Annotated in this window: 12 protein-coding genes; 5 read left to right on the plus strand and 7 right to left on the minus strand. The window is 65.6% G+C overall.

What is annotated here, in order from left to right; genetic code table 11:
* Positions 1-8: 8 nt before the first annotated feature.
* Together mfd and ACP2YP_RS20440 are read right to left on the minus strand one after the other, a co-directional pair.
* Complete coding sequence (gene mfd, locus ACP2YP_RS20435) at positions 9-3,527, minus strand: transcription-repair coupling factor (RefSeq protein ID WP_426418166.1); 3,519 nt, start codon at positions 3,525-3,527, stop codon at positions 9-11.
* On the minus strand, positions 3,524-3,814 hold the full coding sequence (locus ACP2YP_RS20440; RefSeq protein ID WP_426418167.1) for a succinate dehydrogenase assembly factor 2: 291 nt from the start codon (positions 3,812-3,814) through the stop codon (positions 3,524-3,526). Before ACP2YP_RS20440 ends, mfd begins: the two co-directional genes overlap by 4 nt.
* Before the next feature lie 185 nt (positions 3,815-3,999).
* Here ACP2YP_RS20440 and recG point away from each other — a divergent pair, with 185 nt between their 5' ends.
* Positions 4,000-6,108 carry an ATP-dependent DNA helicase RecG gene (recG, locus tag ACP2YP_RS20445; protein ID WP_426418168.1) on the plus strand — a complete coding sequence of 703 codons (2,109 nt, stop codon included), beginning with the start codon at positions 4,000-4,002 and terminating at the stop codon, positions 6,106-6,108.
* 13 nt (positions 6,109-6,121) lie between these two features.
* Here the strand turns inward: recG and ACP2YP_RS20450 are convergent, their stop codons facing one another.
* The 3 genes from ACP2YP_RS20450 to glmS all read right to left on the minus strand — a co-directional run bounded on the left by ACP2YP_RS20450 (position 6,122) and on the right by glmS (position 9,777).
* Complete coding sequence (locus tag ACP2YP_RS20450) at positions 6,122-6,991, minus strand: DUF1932 domain-containing protein (protein ID WP_426418169.1); 870 nt, start codon at positions 6,989-6,991, stop codon at positions 6,122-6,124.
* Positions 6,992-7,100: 109 nt separating this feature from the next.
* Complete coding sequence (locus ACP2YP_RS20455; protein ID WP_426418170.1) at positions 7,101-7,871, minus strand: DUF502 domain-containing protein; 771 nt, start codon at positions 7,869-7,871, stop codon at positions 7,101-7,103.
* 79 nt (positions 7,872-7,950) lie between these two features.
* Positions 7,951-9,777 (minus strand): glutamine--fructose-6-phosphate transaminase (isomerizing), encoded by a 1,827-nt coding sequence (gene glmS, locus ACP2YP_RS20460; RefSeq protein ID WP_426418171.1) that lies wholly within the window; start codon positions 9,775-9,777, stop codon positions 7,951-7,953.
* Positions 9,778-9,998: 221 nt separating this feature from the next.
* Here glmS and ACP2YP_RS20465 point away from each other — a divergent pair, with 221 nt between their 5' ends.
* Positions 9,999-10,229 (plus strand): hypothetical protein, encoded by a 231-nt coding sequence (locus ACP2YP_RS20465; RefSeq protein ID WP_426418172.1) that lies wholly within the window; start codon positions 9,999-10,001, stop codon positions 10,227-10,229.
* A 6-nt stretch (positions 10,230-10,235) separates the two neighbouring features.
* Here the strand turns inward: ACP2YP_RS20465 and glmU are convergent, their stop codons facing one another.
* Positions 10,236-11,603 carry a bifunctional UDP-N-acetylglucosamine diphosphorylase/glucosamine-1-phosphate N-acetyltransferase GlmU gene (gene glmU, locus ACP2YP_RS20470; protein ID WP_426418173.1) on the minus strand — a complete coding sequence of 456 codons (1,368 nt, stop codon included), beginning with the start codon at positions 11,601-11,603 and terminating at the stop codon, positions 10,236-10,238.
* A 180-nt stretch (positions 11,604-11,783) separates the two neighbouring features.
* Between glmU and ACP2YP_RS20475 the strand changes: the two genes are divergently transcribed.
* Together ACP2YP_RS20475 and ACP2YP_RS20480 are read left to right on the plus strand one after the other, a co-directional pair.
* Positions 11,784-13,220, plus strand: a complete 1,437-nt coding sequence (locus tag ACP2YP_RS20475; RefSeq protein WP_426418174.1) for a hypothetical protein — start codon at positions 11,784-11,786, stop codon at positions 13,218-13,220.
* Between the two features lie 415 nt (positions 13,221-13,635).
* Positions 13,636-14,016, plus strand: coding sequence for a hypothetical protein (locus tag ACP2YP_RS20480; protein WP_027534560.1), 381 nt, complete (start codon positions 13,636-13,638; stop codon positions 14,014-14,016).
* Here ACP2YP_RS20480 and ACP2YP_RS20485 read toward each other — a convergent pair.
* Positions 13,976-15,589, minus strand: coding sequence for a beta-(1-6) glucans synthase (locus ACP2YP_RS20485; protein WP_426426211.1), 1,614 nt, complete (start codon positions 15,587-15,589; stop codon positions 13,976-13,978). The genes ACP2YP_RS20480 and ACP2YP_RS20485 overlap by 41 nt on opposite strands.
* Positions 15,590-15,862: 273 nt before the next feature.
* Here ACP2YP_RS20485 and ACP2YP_RS20490 point away from each other — a divergent pair, with 273 nt between their 5' ends.
* Entirely contained in the window at positions 15,863-16,459 is a 597-nt protein-coding gene (locus ACP2YP_RS20490) for a beta-1-3, beta-1-6-glucan biosynthesis protein (RefSeq protein WP_426418175.1), read from the plus strand.
* Positions 16,460-16,673: the final 214 nt, after the last annotated feature.

Genomic DNA, 16,673 nt, shown 5'->3' on the forward strand with positions numbered 1-16,673 from the left:
ACCTCGGCTCACGCCGCTTTCTTGCTCGTCGCGAGCTGCGCCAGCTGCCGCATGATCTCCGTCGTGCCGACGAGGCGCTCTTCCGGCGTCTCCCAATCCTGCAGGAACACCACCTTCATGTCTGGGCGCACCTTGGCGGCCTGGCCGTGGCTGCGGATGAACGTCACCAGGCGGTCGGGATGAGCGAAGGAATTGTCGCGGAAGGTGATGACGGCGCCCTTCGGGCCGGCATCGATTTTCCCGACATTGGCTTGGCGGCAGAACGCCTTGATCGCGGCGACCTTGAAGAGGTAGCGCACCTCGTCCGGCAGCACGCCGAAGCGGTCGCGCATCTCGGCGCCAAAGTTCTCGATCTCCTCCTCGCTGTCGAGATCGGCCAGGCGCCGGTAGAGCGACAGCCGCACCGAGAGATCGCCGACATAATCCTCCGGAATCAGCACGGGCATGCCGATGGTGATCGTCGGCGACCAGCGGTCGGCGGCGGGCTCGGAGACACCGGCCTTGAGGTTGACGATCGCCTCCTCCAGCATCGACTGGTAGAGCTCGAAGCCGACCTCCTTGATGTGGCCGGACTGCTCTTCGCCGAGCAGATTGCCGGCGCCGCGAATGTCGAGGTCGTGCGAGGCGAGCTGGAAGCCGGCGCCCAGCGTCTCCAGCGATTGCAGCACGGTGAGCCGGCGCTCGGCCTGTGCCGTGATCTTCTGCTGCGCCGGCAGCGTGAACAGCGCGTAGGCCCGCAGCTTGGAGCGGCCGACGCGGCCGCGGAGCTGGTAGAGCTGGGCGAGGCCGAACATGTCGGCGCGGTGCACGATCAGCGTGTTGGCGTTGGGGATGTCGAGGCCGGATTCCACGATGGTGGTCGACAGCAGGATGTCGAACTTGCCGTCGTAGAACGCGGTCATGATGTCCTCGATCACGGCGGGTGGCATCTGCCCGTGCGCGACCGCAACCTTCATCTCCGGCACGTTCTTGTCGAGGAAGTCCTTGACCTCGGCGAGGTCATCGATGCGCGGCACCACATAGAACGCCTGGCCGCCGCGATAGCGCTCGCGCAGCAGCGCCTCGCGGATCATCAAGGGATCATGCGGGGCGACGAAGGTGCGAACCGCGAGGCGATCGACCGGGGGCGAGGCAATGATCGAGAGCTCGCGGACGCCGGTCAGCGCCAATTGCAGCGTACGCGGGATCGGCGTCGCCGACAGCGTCAGCACGTGCACCTCGGCGCGAAGTGCCTTCAGCCGTTCCTTGTGCGTGACGCCGAAATGCTGCTCCTCGTCGACGATGACGAGGCCGAGGTCGCGGAATTTGATGGCCTTGCCGAGCAGCGCGTGGGTGCCGACGACGATGTCGACCGAGCCGTCGGCGATGCCCTTCTTGACCTCGTTGAGCTGCTTGGTCGGGACCAGGCGCGAGGCCTGCGCCACGTTCACCGGAAAGCCCTTGAAGCGCTCGGTGAAGGTCCTGCAGTGCTGGCGCGCCAGCAGCGTGGTCGGCACCACGACCGCGACCTGCCTGCCGTCGAGCGCGACGGCGAAGGCCGCGCGCAGCGCCACTTCCGTCTTGCCAAAGCCGACGTCGCCGCAGATCAGCCGATCCATCGGACGGCCGAGTTCGAGATCCTTCAGGGTGGATTCGATGGCGCCGAGCTGGTCCTCGGTCTCGTCATAGGGGAAGCGCGCACAGAATTCGTCGTAGACGCCCGGCTGCACCATCAGCTTGGGTGCCTCGTGCAGATGGCGCGCGGCGGCGATCTTGATCAGCTCGCCCGCGATCTCGCGGATGCGGTTCTTGAGCTTTGCCTTGCGGGTTTGCCAGCCGCCGCCACCGAGGCGGTCGAGCTCGACGGTGGTCTGGTCGGAGCCGTAGCGCGACAACAGCTCGATGTTTTCGACCGGCAGAAACAGCTTTGTTTCGGCCGCATAATGCAGCTCGAGACAGTCATGCGGCGCGCCGGCGACGTCCAGCGTCTGCAGGCCGACAAAGCGGCCGATGCCGTGATCGACGTGAACGACGATGTCGCCGGCGGTGAGACTCGTCACCTCCGAGATGAAATTGTCGAGCTTGCGGCTCGCCTTGCGCGGCCGCACCAGGCGGTCGCCCAGAATGTCCTGCTCGCTGATCAGCGCGATCTCGTCGGTCTCGAAACCGCTCTCCAGGCCAAGCACGGCGAGCATGGTCTCGTTGCGCGGGGTCGCCTGCACCGTCCGCCAGCTATTGACGCTCGTGGTGTGGGTCAGCTTGTGGTCGCGCAGCATCGAGGTCATGCGGTCGCGCGAGCCTTCGCTCCACAACGCGATCACGACCTTCTTGCGGCTCGCATGCAGCGCCATGACGTGGCTGACGACGGATTCGAACACGTTGACGGTGGTGTCGTTGCGCTCGGGCGCGAAGTCGCGGCCCTTGCGGGCGCCGGCATCGACGACGCTGGTGCCGTCGGCCGGCACGGAGAACTGCGTCAGCCGTGCCAGCGGGACGTCGGCAAGGCGCCTGGTCCATTCTTCTTCGGTGACATAAAGCCGATCAGGCGGCAGCGGCTTGTAGATGGCGCCGCCGCCGGGATGCTCCATCGCATCGCGGCGGGCCTCGTAATAGTCCTGGATCTGCTTGAAGCGCTCGCGGACGGCGTCCTCGGCCTGCGGCTCGATCGCGACGGCTGCCCCTTGCAGATAGTCGAACAGCGTGTCCATCCGGTCCTGGAACAGCGGCAGCCAGTGCTCCATGCCGGGATGGCGGCGGCCTTCGCTGACGGCCTCGTACAGCGCATCGTCGCGCTCGGGTGCGCCGAACTCGGCGACGTAGCCCATGCGGAAGCGGCGGATGGTGTCGGTGACGAGCTGGAATTCCGAGATCGGCACCAGGTCGAGCGCGCGCATGTCGAGCAGCGTGCGCTGGGTCTCGGCGTCGAAGGTGCGGATCGATTCCAGGCTGTCGCCGAAGAAGTCGAACCGGACCGGCTGTTCGAGCCCGGCGGGAAACAGGTCGAGAATGCCGCCGCGCACGGCGTATTCTCCGGGCTCGCGCACGGTCGAGGAGCGATTGTAGCCGTTGTGCTCGAGCCAGGCGACGATGGTGTCCATCGGCACGACATTGCCCGGCGCAACCGACAGCGCCTGCGCCGCGACGAGCTCACGCGCGGGCACGCGCTGAACCACCGCGTTCACGGTGGTCAGCACGATCAGCGGCTTGTCGCTGCCGGCGAGCGAGGCCAGGCGCGCCAGCGTGGTCAGGCGTTGCGCCAAAATGCCGCCGTGCGGCGAGACACGGTCATAGGGCTGGCAATCCCAGGCCGGGAAGGTCAGCACCGGCAGATCGGGCGCGAAGAACTGCAGCGCGCGTTCGAGCTGCTGCATCCGCGCCCCGTCGCGGCAGACCACGGCAAGGCTCACCGCCGGTTTCTTCGGCCGCGCCGCGATGGCGCGCGCCAGATCCGAGATGACCAGGCCTTCGGCGCCTTCCGCGACATTGGCAAGCGTCAGCGCGCGGCCGGGCGCAAGTAGCTCGGCCGGAGATTTCATTCCCGGTTTCATACGTCGCGATCCGCGATCGGATAGGCCTTGATCCGGGCAAACAACGCACCGGTGACATCAGCTGGCAGCAGCTTGTCACCGGTGATGGCGGCGTAGAGGTCGGGATCGTTGACCTCGAGCAAGGTCTCCAGCTCGATCAATTCAGGCTCGGAGAGATGGGCGATCTCGGCATCCGCGAAGCGGCCGAGGATCAGATCCATCTCGCGCGTGCCGCGGTGCCAGCAGCGGAACAGAAGCCGCTTGCGGCGGTCGTCCAGCCCGTTGCTCGATCGTGTCGTTCCCGTCATGTCTCAGATCCAGTCAAACGCCGAAAGCCCGGACGTGCCGGGCCGGGGTGATATAGCCACTGGAACTGGCTGTGTCAGCCCTCGATTTGGCATGGCCCGATGTCCTCGCGCAGACACGAAAAAAGACGTGGATGCCTGGCATAAAGCCGGGCATGACGAGCCGAAACGATCCTAGATTCGCTCTCATGCGCCCCAGCCTGCTCAATCCGCTGTTTGCTCCCGTGACCAGCCTGCCCGGCGTCGGCCCGAAGCAGGACAAGCTGCTGCAGTACCTGCTCAGCCGCAACGAGACGCCGCGGCTGGTCGATCTGCTGCTGCATCTGCCGAGCCAGGTCATCGACCGCCGGGCGCGGCCGAAAATCCGCGACGCGGTCCAGGGAACCATGGTGACGCTGGAGGTCACCGTCGACCGTCACCGCCCGCCTCCGCCGCGCAATTCCCGCGCGCCGTATCTGGTCTATGCCAGCGACGAGACCGGCGATGTCGTGCTGACCTTCTTCCGCGCAAAGCCCGGCTACGTCGAAAAGCTGCTGCCTGTCGGCGAGAAGCGCTTCGTCTCCGGCACGCTGCAGATGTATGACGGTATCCCGCAGATCGTGCATCCCGACCGCGTGCTCGACGAGGAGGCGATCTCGAAGCTCTCGGGCATCGATCCGGTCTATCCGCTCACGGAAGGGCTCGCGATCGGCTCGCTCCGCCGCGCGATCGCACGGGCGCTGCAGAAGTTGCCGGCCCTGCCGGAATGGATCAGCCCGGATGTGCTGCGCCGCTGCAATTTCCCGCCGATCGCAGAAGCACTCAACCGCGTGCATCAGCCGGTCGAGCTCACGGACATCCTGCCCGACCAGCGCTACTGGTCCCGCCTCGCCTTTGACGAGCTGCTCGCCGGCCAGCTCGCGCTCGCTTTGATCCGCGCGCAGCTGCGACGGCCGGCCGGCGTGCGCAATGCCGGCGACGGCCATCTGCGCAACAAGATCATCGACGCGCTTCCTTACGCGCTCACGCCCTCCCAGCGCAGCGCGACTGCTGCCATCGCCGACGACCTGCAACAGCCCGTGCGCATGCTCCGGCTGCTCCAGGGCGACGTCGGCTCCGGCAAGACCGTGGTCGCACTGCTGGCAGCCGCTGCTGTCGCCGAGGTCGGCAAGCAGGCCGCGCTGATTGCCCCGACCGAAATTCTGGCACGCCAGCACATCAAGACCATCGCCCCGCTCGCCGAGCGCGCCGGCATGCGGGTCGCGATCCTCACAGGCCGCGAAAAGGGCAAGGAGCGGCGCGAGTTGTTGGCGCAACTCGAAGCCGGCGAGATCGACCTCCTGGTCGGCACCCACGCACTGATCCAGGACGACGTGATCTTCCGCGATCTCGCGCTCGCCATCGTCGACGAGCAGCACCGCTTTGGCGTGCGCGAGCGCCTGGCGCTGACCTCGAAAGGTGAGGCCGTCGACGTGCTGGTGCTCAGCGCCACGCCGATCCCGCGCACGCTGGTGCTGACTTATTTTGGCGACATGGACATCTCGGAGCTGCGCGAGAAGCCTGCCGGCCGCCAGCCGATCGACACCCGTGCCGTCGCCATGAGCCGGCTCGGTGAGGTCATGGACGGCGTCGGCCGCGCGCTCGTATCGGGCAAGCTGGTGTACTGGATCTGCCCGCTGGTCGAAGAATCCGAGGCCGAGGGCACTGAGCATCTCACCAACGCGACCAAACGCTTCGAGAGCCTGCAGAAGCGCTTTGGCGACCGCGTCGGCCTCGTGCATGGCCAGATGAAAGGCACCGAGAAGGATCGCGTGATGGGCCAGTTCGCCGCGCACGAGATCGGGCTTCTGGTCGCAACCACCGTGGTCGAGGTCGGCGTCGACGTGCCGGCCGCCACCATCATGGTGATCGAGAATGCCGAGCGCTTCGGCCTCGCCCAGCTGCACCAGCTGCGCGGCCGCATCGGCCGAGGCTCGGAGGCTTCGACCTGCATTTTGCTCTACAGCGAACCGCTCGGCGAAATGTCGAAGGCGCGGCTGAAAGTGATCCGCGAGACCACCGACGGGTTTCGTATCGCCGAAGAGGATTTAAAACTGCGCGGCGAAGGCGATGTGCTCGGCGTCCGCCAGAGCGGCCTGCCCGGCTATCGAATCGCGCGCCCGGAGGTCCACGGCCAGCTGATCACGCAGGCTCGTGACGAGGCGCTGCGCATCATGAAGGACGATCCGAAGCTGAAAGGCGAGCGCGGCGAAGCGCTGCGCTGCCTGCTGTATCTCTACGAGCGAGACGAGGCGATCCCGCTGATCGGGGCCGGGTGACCGCACCCTCATATCAGGCTTTTTTCTTCGCGATATTAGCTGCAAACGCCTTCAATAGTGACGCATCGAGCGCCTCGCCCTTTGCGTCGCCGGCCAGATGCTCGAACCATTTGGCAAAACCTTGGTAGATCTGGCTGGCCGGATGATCCGGCCCGAGGAAGCCGGAAATCTCCTGCATCTCCGCGACCCAGCGATAGGCCTTCGGGATCATGTCGGGCAGCGCGACCTCGAGCCGCGCCAGGATCGCGGGCTGGCTGAGCGCGAGCTCGTCGCGCAGCGCATCCGCGGCCCCCGCCTTGGTCGCCGCGACCACCATGGCCGAGCCGATCCCGGCGAGACCTTTGACAATGCCGGCGTAGGACATCTTGAGCGCAGAGGCCGCCCCCACCGGGCCTTCGACGATGCGCATGTCGAGCCCGAAATCCCTGAGCACGGCGACATCCTTGGCATGTTCGCCGGACATGTAGAACGCCGGGCTCTTACCGCCCGGCTGCGGCGGGAAGCCGATGATGCCGCCATCGACGAAGGGCGCCTGCGCCGAGCCGATGATTTGCTCGATCCGCTTCACCGTGTCGACATTGACGGCGTTGCAGTCGACCACGACCGGCTTCTTGTTACGCTTCACGATCAACGCAGCGAGCCGCTCGGCCAGCGCCACCGATTCGCCCGGCGGCACGATCGAGAGGATGATGTCGGCGTCCGCGATCGCATCGTCCTCGGCGCCGACCATGCCGGCATCCGCCGCCCGTTTCAGCGTCGCCTCGCTGCGTCCCTGCAACGACGTCAGTACGCGCGCGCCGTTCTCACTCAAGCGGCGGGCCACCGCGCTGCCCATGGCACCGGGCGCGAGGATCGCAATGGTTTTGGACGTCGACTTGGACATCGGGGGCACTCCCGTTCGAGTTCCGAGCGCTGGCGCTCAGTTCGACCGGAACATTAGCAGAGGATGCGAACGCCCGCGTGACCCGCGGCCATCCCGCGGCCGAATGGCCCTACTCCGCCTTCGCAGGCGCGGGCTGGAGCGTGGCGGCGTTGGCGATGCGCGCGGCATTGGCCATGCCGGCGAGCGCGGCTGCCTTCTTCGGATCGGGCGCTACGCCCGGCTGCACCACACCGGCGGACATGATCAGCGTCGCGGCATCTTCGGCGCTGAGCTCGACCTCGACGATCTTGCTCTTCGGCACATAGAAGAAGAAGCCGGTGGTCGGGTTCGGCGAGCACGGCAGAAACACCGAGACATGTTCCTCCTGGCCCGGCAGGCTGCGCGCGACCTCCTCGTTCGGCGATTGCGAGATCAGCACGATCGACCACATGCCGGGCGATGGAAACTCGACGAGGCCGACCTTGCGGAAGCTCGAGCCCTTGCCCGAGAACAGCGTCTCGAACACCTGCTTGAGGCCGCGATAGATCGCACGCACCGCCGGAATCCGGCCGAGGAAGGTCTCGCCGACATCGACCAGGGTGCGGCCGATCAGGTTCGCCGCGAGAAATCCAACCAATGTCAGCGTGAAGAATGCGACAACCAGTCCCCAGCCTGGAATGACGTACGGCAGATAGGTTTCCGGCCGATAGGCCAGCGGCACGAATGGCCGCACCACGCCGTCGACCCAGGTGACGAACCACCAGACCAGGTACAGCGTGATCGCGATCGGACCGGTGACGACCAGCCCGGTCAGGAAATAATTGCGGAAACGGCCCATCAGGCCGGTATGCGGTTCCGGGGCGGGATCAAGAGGCGCAGGCACGTCGTCGCGGGCGGTCATTCGGGTTCCAGGTCCGTCGCTTCGGTCAAGCTAGGGGCTTCTAGCAGGTTTTGGAAGAGCGCGGCCTGGTCCCTTTTGCCTATTCCACCGTCACGGATTTCGCGAGATTGCGCGGCTGGTCGACGTCGGTGCCCATCACCACCGCTGTGTGGTAGGCGAGCAGCTGCACGGGGACGGCATAGACCATCGGCGTGAACGCCGCCGCCATGTCAGGCATGACGATGGTCACGAGCGAATCCACCGTCGCCTCCGCCGCGCCCTTGGCGTCAGTCATCAGGATGATGTTGCCGCCGCGGGCGGCGACCTCCTGCATGTTCGACACGGTCTTCTCGAACACGCGGTCGTAGGGCGCGATCACGACGACCGGCATGGTCTCGTCGATCAGCGCGATCGGACCATGCTTGAGCTCGCCGGCGGCATAGCCTTCGGCGTGGATGTAGGAGATTTCCTTCAGTTTCAGCGCGCCTTCGAGGGCCAGCGGGAAGCTGGTGCCGCGGCCGAGATAGAGCACGTCGCGGGATTTTGCGATTCTATGTGCAAGCTTCTCGATCTGGAGCTCGGTCGTGAGCGCATCCGCCATCAGGCGCGGGATCTCGACCAGGCCGTGAACGAGCTTGGTCTCGTCCTCGGCGGACAATTCGCCGCGGGCCTTGCCGGCCGCAATCGCCAGATTCGCCAGCACCATGAGCTGGCAGGTAAAGGCCTTGGTCGAGGCGACGCCGATCTCGGGGCCGGCCAGCGTTGGCAGCACGGTCTCGCTTTCGCGCGCGATGGTCGAGGTCGGGACGTTGACGACGGCAATCGTGTGCACGCCCTCGGCCTTGGCGTAGCGAAGTGCAGCCAGGGTGTCGGCGGTCTCGCCGGATTGCGAGATGAAGATCGCGAGATCGCCCTTGCGCAGCGGCGCTTCGCGGTAGCGGAATTCGGATGCGACATCGACCTCGACCGGCAGGCGCGCAAAACGCTCGAACCAGTATTTTGCAACGATGCCGGCGTAGCTTGCGGTGCCGCAAGCCGTAATGTTGATGCGCTGGATGTCCTTGAAGTCGAACGGCAGCTTGACCGGCAGCGAGACGCGCTCGCTCGCCATGTCGACATAGCGCGCCAGCGTGTGGCCGACCACTTCCGGCTGCTCGTGGATCTCCTTCGCCATGAAGTGGCGATAGTTGGCCTTGTCGACCAGCGAGGTCGAGGCGGCGTGCTTGATCTTGTCGCGCGCGACGGCCTGGCCGTCCTTGTCGAAGATATCAGCGCTGTTGTGGGTCATCACCACCCAGTCGCCGTCTTCGAGATAGCTGATCGTGTCGGTGAACGGGCCGAGCGCGATCGCGTCGGAGCCGAGATACATCTCGCCGTCGCCATAGCCGATCGCCAGCGGCGGGCCGTTGCGAGCGCCGATCATCAGATCGTCGTCGCCGGCGAAGATGAAGCCGAGCGCAAAGGCACCGCGCAAGCGCGCCAGGGTCAGCTTCACCGCCTCCGCCGGCTTGTTGCCGCGCGTCAAGAGATCGTCGACGAGGTGCAACACGATCTCGGTGTCGGTCTCGGTGTGGAACACCGTGCCCTTCTTTTCGAGCTCCTCGCGCAGCTCGCGGAAATTCTCGATGATGCCGTTATGGACGACAGCGACGCGCTCGGTCGCATGCGGATGGGCATTGTTGACGGTCGGCTTGCCGTGGGTGGCCCAGCGGGTGTGACCGATGCCGGTCGTGCCCTTCAAGGGCTCGGCTTCCAGCCGCTTCTCCAGATTTTTCAGTTTACCCTCGGCGCGGCGGCGCTCGAGGTGCTTGCCTTCAAGCGTGGCGACGCCCGCGGAATCGTAGCCGCGATATTCGAGACGTTTGAGCGAATCCACCAATTGCTCTGCAACCGGCTCGCGCCCGAGAATGCCGACAATCCCGCACATGCGGATCAATATCCCCCAAATCGTCGAAAAATCGCCGAAACGACGCGCTCGGTTTTTAGCGAAGTTCCTAAGGAACCAGTTACTCAATAATTGTGACGGATTGCGACACCACCCGGTGACGTCAAGCTTCGCCTGTGTCGATGTGGCCGGCCTTTAACCGCGCGGATTAACTCGTTGTCAACAAGTTTGGCCAACGATTCAAGCTCCGGGAGATCAAGGCCATGAAAGCCACGTCCGACCGCAAGGGTCTGCCACCGACGTATCTGCTCGCCAGCGAGACCAGCGGCACGCATCTCGCGCACTGGCCGCCGCCCCAGCGCAGCCTGGACCGAGGCAAGGAAAGCAAACCTGTCCTCGTCACGCAGGCGGCCGGCGAACCGGCAAAGCGCGCCAGGGCGCGCGGCTGGCGCCTGATGCGCGCGATGTTCTCGGACGTCGCCGACGACGACTAGCGCCGCTCATTTCTCGGGCGTCTTCTCAACCTTCTTACCTCTCGTCTTCATCTCGCGGTAGCGCGCCGCACCGCCTTCGCGGATGGTCTGCTGGCTACGCTCCAGCGCCATCGCATCGTCGGGCACGTCGCGCGTGATCACCGAGCCCGAGCCGATATAGGCTCCGTTGCCGATTCTGACCGGCGCGACCAGCGACGAGTTGGTGCCGACGAAGGCGCCCTGCCCGATCACCGTCTTGTGCTTCTTGAAGCCGTCGTAATTGCAGGTGATGGTGCCAGCGCCGATGTTGGAATTGGCGCCGACGGTGGCGTCGCCAATGTAGGAGAGATGGTTGACCTTGACGCCGGCCTCCAGCGTCGCGGCCTTGGTCTCCACGAAATTGCCGATCCGCGCGCCATCGCCAAGCGAGGTGCCGGGGCGCAGCCGCGCATAGGGACCGATCGAGACGTTCTTGCCGAGCGTGGTCTCGACGATATGCGAGAAGGAATGGATCACGGTGCCGTCGGCGATCGACACGCCCGGTCCGATCACCACGAACGGCTCGATGATGACGTCCTTGCCGAACACGGTGTCAGCAGCAAGATAGACCGTCTCGGGTCCGATCAGCGTGACGCCGGCTTCCATCGCAGCCTTGCGCAGCCGGGCCTGCATCACGCCCTCAGCTTCGGCAAGCTGGGCCTTGGTGTTGATGCCGCGCACTTCGTCCTCGCTGGTTTCGATCACCACGGACTCCCATCCATTGTCGCGGGCGACACTGACCGCATCGGTCAGGTAGTACTCGCCCTTGGAATTCGCATTGCCTATTTTGTCCAGGATCGCAAGCGCGCGGCGCCCGTCGATCGCCATCACGCCGGCATTGCACAGATCGATCTTGCGCTCGTCCGCACTGGCGTCGGCGTGCTCACGGATCGCGACCAGGCGGTCGCCCTCGACGATGAAGCGGCCATAGCCGGTCGGGTCCGCCGCGCGAAAACCGAGCGCGGCAATCGCAGCACCTTTCGCGAGCGGCGCACGGAGCCGCGCAAAAGTCTCGGCCGAGATCAACGGCGTATCGCCAAACGCGATCAGGACGTCGTCCACGCCGCGCGCGATCGCCTCCCGCGCCGCCAGTACCGCGTGCGCGGTGCCGAGCCGCTCGGCCTGCACGAAGATGAGCGCGTCGGAGCGGATCCGCTTCGCCTCGTCCGCGACCGCCTGGTGATCGGGGCCGATCACGACCGCAAGCGCAGTGCCGGTTCCGCGCGGTGCGGCACCGAGCACATGGGCAAGCAGCGTCTGGGAAGCTACGGGATGCAGCACTTTCGGCAGGCTGGATCGCATGCGCGTGCCTTCGCCGGCGGCGAGCACGATCGTGAGGCTTGAGCGGGCGGTCATCGCAATCCTGTCTATTTCGGCCGAATCGATCATCACATCGGCGGGCGACAAGCCGATGTCGCCTGAGCTGGCTGCCTTGCTACCCCCGCAAACGCCCGGAATTCAAGTGCGAGTGGGTTTTCCTGTTAATGTTCCTTGATTGATTCGGGGAAGCCAGACAGGGCTGGGCACTAAACGTTCATGGCAAAGGATTCCGACCCACTGGCGGATGCCTTCGGCGATAAGGAGACCGGCGGGCTGTTCTCCGGACTCTTGGCTGAAGAAAGCACGTTCGATCGTCGTATGATGTGGCGGCTGGGCTCGTGGGGCGCGGCCGCCGTCGGCGCTGTCGTGATCGCCGTGATGGCCAACCAGGCCCAGCTCGGCTGGCGCCACGACCAGGTCGCCTCCGCCGACCTTGCCCGCCAGTCCGACCGGCTCCAGGTGCTGACCAGGGAAAGCCAGCTCGAAACGCGTCGCCTCGCCTCCGCCATCGAGACGCTGAACAGTGATCGCGACCGGCTCTATTCGCGCGTCACGGTGCTCGAGCAAGGGCTTGATTCCGTCACCGGCGCCATCGCCAGGCAGAGCGCGACATCGCCGCAGGCCCCTGCGCCGAAGCCGCAAGACACGCCCGTCGCCGCCGCGCAGCCCCCGGCCCCGGATGTCGCACCGGTCGCCTCGACCGCGGCCTCGCTGGTCGATAGGCCGCGCGCAGGCGCCGGCAAGGAGCCCAAAGAAACGTCGAAGGAAACGTCGAAGGAAATTTCGAAGGACAGTTCGAAAGAGGCCGCGAAGGATCCGCCGGGCCCGCCGCCGCAGACTGCGGCCGCCGCTTCGCTCGTTCCGCAGTCGCCGGTGACGACGTCGGCACTGCCGATCCTTCCGCTGGTGCCGTCGAAGTCGATCATGGCGCCGCCCGATCCGGCCGCGTCGAAACTGATTCAGCCGGACGCAGAGAAGAAACCCGAGACGGCGCCCGCTCCCACCGAAGTCGCCGCGGCCCCAGCCAAATCGCCCGAGGCAACCGAAGCCGAGTCTCCCGCAATCGCCGTCCAGCAGACGCGCTTTGCCATCGATCTCGGCGGAGCCAACTCGGTCGACGGCCTGCGCGCGCTCTGGCGCGGCCTGAGCAAGTCCAATCCGGAGGTCGCCGCGCTTCGGCCGATCATCATGATCAAGGAAGGCAGTAACGGCCTCGGGATGCAGCTTCGTCTGGGTGCCGGCCCCCTGATCAATGCCGCCGCCGCCGCAAAGCTCTGCGCCGGACTTGCCGAGAACGACCGCCATTGCGAGACGACCGTGTTCGACGGCCAGCGCCTGTCGATGCGCGGCGGCTCGGACAAGTTCCAAGAAAGAGGCCAGGACAAAAACCAAGACAAAGGCCAGGACAAGGCTTCAGACAAGAACCAGGACAAGAGTCCGGAGAAGAGCCAGGACTCGGTGCCGCAAGCTGAAACCGCCCCTGCGCCCGCGCCCGCCGCCAAGCCGGACAAGCACCGCCGCAGTTACTCCTCCAAGCGCTCGTCAAAGCGCGAGGAGCCCTCGCCGGCGCCCCCTGCGGCTCAGCCGGCCGCTCAGCCCAAGCCGGAGACGGCGTCGGCGAGTTCGACGATATCGTCGTTCTTCAGACGGTAGGACTATCAGGGCTTCTGATTGAATCGCCGGGGCATCTCGCCCGAGACTGCGCCGTTCAAAGAATCGCCGCCAACTGGCTGATCTTGATTGCCGCGCAAATGATCATGCCCCAAAGCGCAAAATTGACCTGCAACGCCTCAACCATTGCCAACCTCGCTCGCATCCTCGGTCGCGTTTTTGAACGACGCGATCTGCTCCTAATTGGATCTGCGATCACGCCGACGCTTCAAGTCGGATGCTAGGCGACGTTGGAACTCCCGCAAATCCGTATCGCTACGGATGGGGCGCTTTGATCCGGACAGCCTCTCTTTTCGGGCAATCGCAACCAAATGTGGCGGACCAGGCGACAGTCCCTATCGTGTAAAAATGCCTTGCCCCTGTTGCTCCCTCCCGCCATCCCGACCATATTGCCCGCATGACAAAAAAGCCGTTTCGCCTCACGCCCTATCAGGTGCAGTTTCTCATCGTCGTCGGTTTCGTCACCGTCGGCTGGGCGCTCTATGTGCGCTATCTCGCGATCGAGTTCTCGCAGGTGGCGCTCGCATGCGATGCCGGCTTGCAGACCATGATCTGCAAGGCGCGCTCGGTGTCGACCTCGCTGTTCAAGAACTCGGTGTTCGGCATCGTCGCGCTGGTGATCGCGACGCTGAACCTGATGCGGCCTTCGATCGTGCTGCTGACGCTGGGCGTGGTCGCAGCCGGCCTCGGCATCGTGCTCTACAACATCGTGCTGTCGGGCCTGGCGATCGGCCTGCTCATCCTTGGCTTTGCTCGGCCCGCGCCCGCCACAGCGTGAGCGCGAACAAGAGATAGATCGCGCAGGTCCACATCGCCTGCCAGTTGTCGCGGCCCTCGTTCAGGATCACGTAGACAGCCGACAGCGCCAGCAACCCTGCGAACACCGCTTCCGCGATCGGGCGCACGCCGATCTGCGGCCGGTTCAGCATCAACAGCGCGAACGGCACCACCGCCATCGTCAGCGAGGCATAGGGGAAGTCGCGGTAGCGCGGGTCGAACACGAATCCGAGCGCGGTCTCGGTCGCGATCACCGCCGTCACGGCCAGGGTCAGGCCGAGCACCGCGGAGAGTTTTGACCATTTCCGTCCCTCGCGCGGACCGAGCAGGTCGAGGAAGCTCGGCAAATTGCGGCCGATGACAAGCGCCTGCGCGCAGAGGATCGGCGAGAGGATGCCGGCGAGCAGCAGCATGCCCCATTGCAGCCAGCCGCCCCAGCCGTAGCTCTCGTAAAGCATCTTGTCGGCGGCAATGCCGAGCAGGATGCCCGCCGATGTCGCGGAGATGCCGACCCCGAGCCAGGCCGAGAAGCGCGGCGTCCAGGGCCGGCGGCGCAGCGTGATGCCCGCCACCGCGAACACCAGCACGCTGAGGCCCATGCCGGCGCCCATGTACCATTTCCAGAACGGGAAATTGCTGATCGGCTCGCCCGGCGGATATTTCAGCTGGCGCCGCACGGAATCCATCAGGCCCCAATAGCCGCCGACGGTGCCTTCCAGCCGCCGTTTCCACGGCTGGTCATAGGCCTCGATCAGGTTGACACGAAACTTCAGCGCCTTCGCGAGCCCCAGGATTTCCGAGACGACGCGCGCCTGGTTGGTGCGTGACGGCAGCGCGCCCTCGCGCATGCGGCCTTCGCTCGGCCAGCCGGTCTCGCCGATCAGGATCTCCTTGCCGGGGAACGCCACCGCCATCCGCTCGCGGATCGCCTCGACATGGGACGCTGCGAACTTCGCCTTCACCGGCATATCCTCCCAATAAGGCAGGATGTGAATCGTGACGAAGTCGACGGCGTCATAGACATCGCGATTCTTCAGCCAGTATTCCCAGACGTCGGCATAGGTCACGGGCACGGTGACCTGCGCCTTCACCGAACGGATGATCGCGGTGAGGTCCGACGTCGTCATCTCTCCGCGCAGCAACACCTCGTTGCCGACGACCAGCGCGGTGATGGTGTCGGGGAATTCCTTGGTGAGGCGGACCGCGGTCGCAACTTGCGCAAAATTCTTGGCGCGGTTGCTGCCGAGCCAGATGCCCTGGATCACCTTCAGCCCGACCTTGTCTGCGATCCCCGGCACCAGAGCGAGACCGTTCTCGACCGAATAGGTGCGGACGCAGTCGGTGATCTCCTTGAGCTGCCTCAGATCACGCTCGATCTGCTCGGCCTCGATCTGGGTGCTCTCGATCAGCGGCGTTTGGTCTCCCTGGAACGGCGCATAGGACACGCATTGAAGCTTGTCATTGGGATCGATGGGTGCGCGCGCGAGTGTGATCGGCGTGGCCAGCCACCACCACACGGCAGCAATCGCACCCAGGGAAACGAGCAAGAGCGCCAGTGGCGTACGAAGTGAAATCGGTTCCGTCCTCCGCGAGGGTCCGTCGATTACCTGCTCGCACGCCGTCTGCCAAGGGGGTGACGCCGGCGAGGCGCACGCTCTCCCCGGCGAATTGGGCTGCGGCGGTTCGACCGTGCCCTAGGATCGTGACTTTGCTGGACAAAAATCCAATTACAGGTCATTGGATTTTGCGGGACTTTTCCGCCGCATTGGAGACCCATTTGGACGCCATCACGTCGGCGTCCGCGAGGTCCTCCCGCGCGGGCGGACGGCTGAGATATTGGGGAATTCATGCGGCGACGGGTGTTCGAGTTACGAAATGCGGTCCTGCGGCAGTTCGCCGCCACCTTGGCCGTCTCCTCCCTTGTCCTTCTGGCCAGCCTCGGTGGCGCCTCCGCCCAAAGCGGCACCCCCGCCCCTGACCAGGGCAAGGCCGCCGCCCAGCCCGCCGACGCCGCCAAGGACGCCACCGCCCAGAATCAGCGCCGCACCGACGAATTCGCCGAGGCCGCGCAGGCCATCAACGGCCCGGCCGGCAACCCCGAATGCGTCTGGCTCGGCCGGCGCGTGGTGCGGCTGATGTGGCGGGATGACCTCGATACCGCGTTCCGCCATCTCGACCTCTATGACCGCTTCGGCTGCCCCGGCGGCCACATCCAGGCGGCGTTCCGCTGCCTGACCCGCTTCGGCGCCCAGATCGATCCCAAGATCGCCGAGACCCTGGACAGCCGGGTGCATGCTTGCTGGATCAACCCGGCCTCCCAGCCGCAGCAGGCGGCCGCCGCGGCCTCCCAGCCTGCGGCGCCGACGACAGGCAATTCGCAGGCCCCCCAGCCGGCCGCGAGCCCCGCGCCTGCCGCAAGCCCGTCCCCCGCACCCCAGAAATAGCCGCGATCGTTTCAGCCGCCGTTCAGGAACGATCGGCGATAGCAACTGACGGCACTGGCGCGCGTTGACCGGAAAAGGCCATGCCCTGATAAGGACATGAGGCCATGACAGTTGAGAAACCGCGCGGCAGAGATATGCTCCATTTGCCGCGGACTTGGTCGGATCTCGGGGTCGGATCCGCTTCCCTGCCCCCTCAGCCCCTTTTGGTTTAGCC

The sequence above is a fragment of the Bradyrhizobium genosp. A genome, from assembly GCF_049949275.1.
GTDB lineage: Bacteria > Pseudomonadota > Alphaproteobacteria > Rhizobiales > Xanthobacteraceae > Bradyrhizobium.

Coding starts and splice junctions, on each gene's coding strand:
- glmU (WP_426418173.1), bottom strand. CDS start 11,603: ATGACCGCCCGCTCAAGCCTCACGATCGTGCTCGCCGCCGGCGAAGGC.
- ACP2YP_RS20450 (WP_426418169.1), bottom strand. CDS start 6,991: ATGTCCAAGTCGACGTCCAAAACCATTGCGATCCTCGCGCCCGGTGCC.
- glmS (WP_426418171.1), bottom strand. CDS start 9,777: ATGTGCGGGATTGTCGGCATTCTCGGGCGCGAGCCGGTTGCAGAGCAA.
- ACP2YP_RS20465 (WP_426418172.1), top strand. CDS start 9,999: ATGAAAGCCACGTCCGACCGCAAGGGTCTGCCACCGACGTATCTGCTC.
- recG (WP_426418168.1), top strand. CDS start 4,000: ATGCGCCCCAGCCTGCTCAATCCGCTGTTTGCTCCCGTGACCAGCCTG.
- ACP2YP_RS20490 (WP_426418175.1), top strand. CDS start 15,863: ATGCGGCGACGGGTGTTCGAGTTACGAAATGCGGTCCTGCGGCAGTTC.
- ACP2YP_RS20475 (WP_426418174.1), top strand. CDS start 11,784: ATGGCAAAGGATTCCGACCCACTGGCGGATGCCTTCGGCGATAAGGAG.
- ACP2YP_RS20455 (WP_426418170.1), bottom strand. CDS start 7,871: ATGACCGCCCGCGACGACGTGCCTGCGCCTCTTGATCCCGCCCCGGAA.
- ACP2YP_RS20440 (WP_426418167.1), bottom strand. CDS start 3,814: ATGACGGGAACGACACGATCGAGCAACGGGCTGGACGACCGCCGCAAG.
- ACP2YP_RS20480 (WP_027534560.1), top strand. CDS start 13,636: ATGACAAAAAAGCCGTTTCGCCTCACGCCCTATCAGGTGCAGTTTCTC.
- mfd (WP_426418166.1), bottom strand. CDS start 3,527: ATGAAACCGGGAATGAAATCTCCGGCCGAGCTACTTGCGCCCGGCCGC.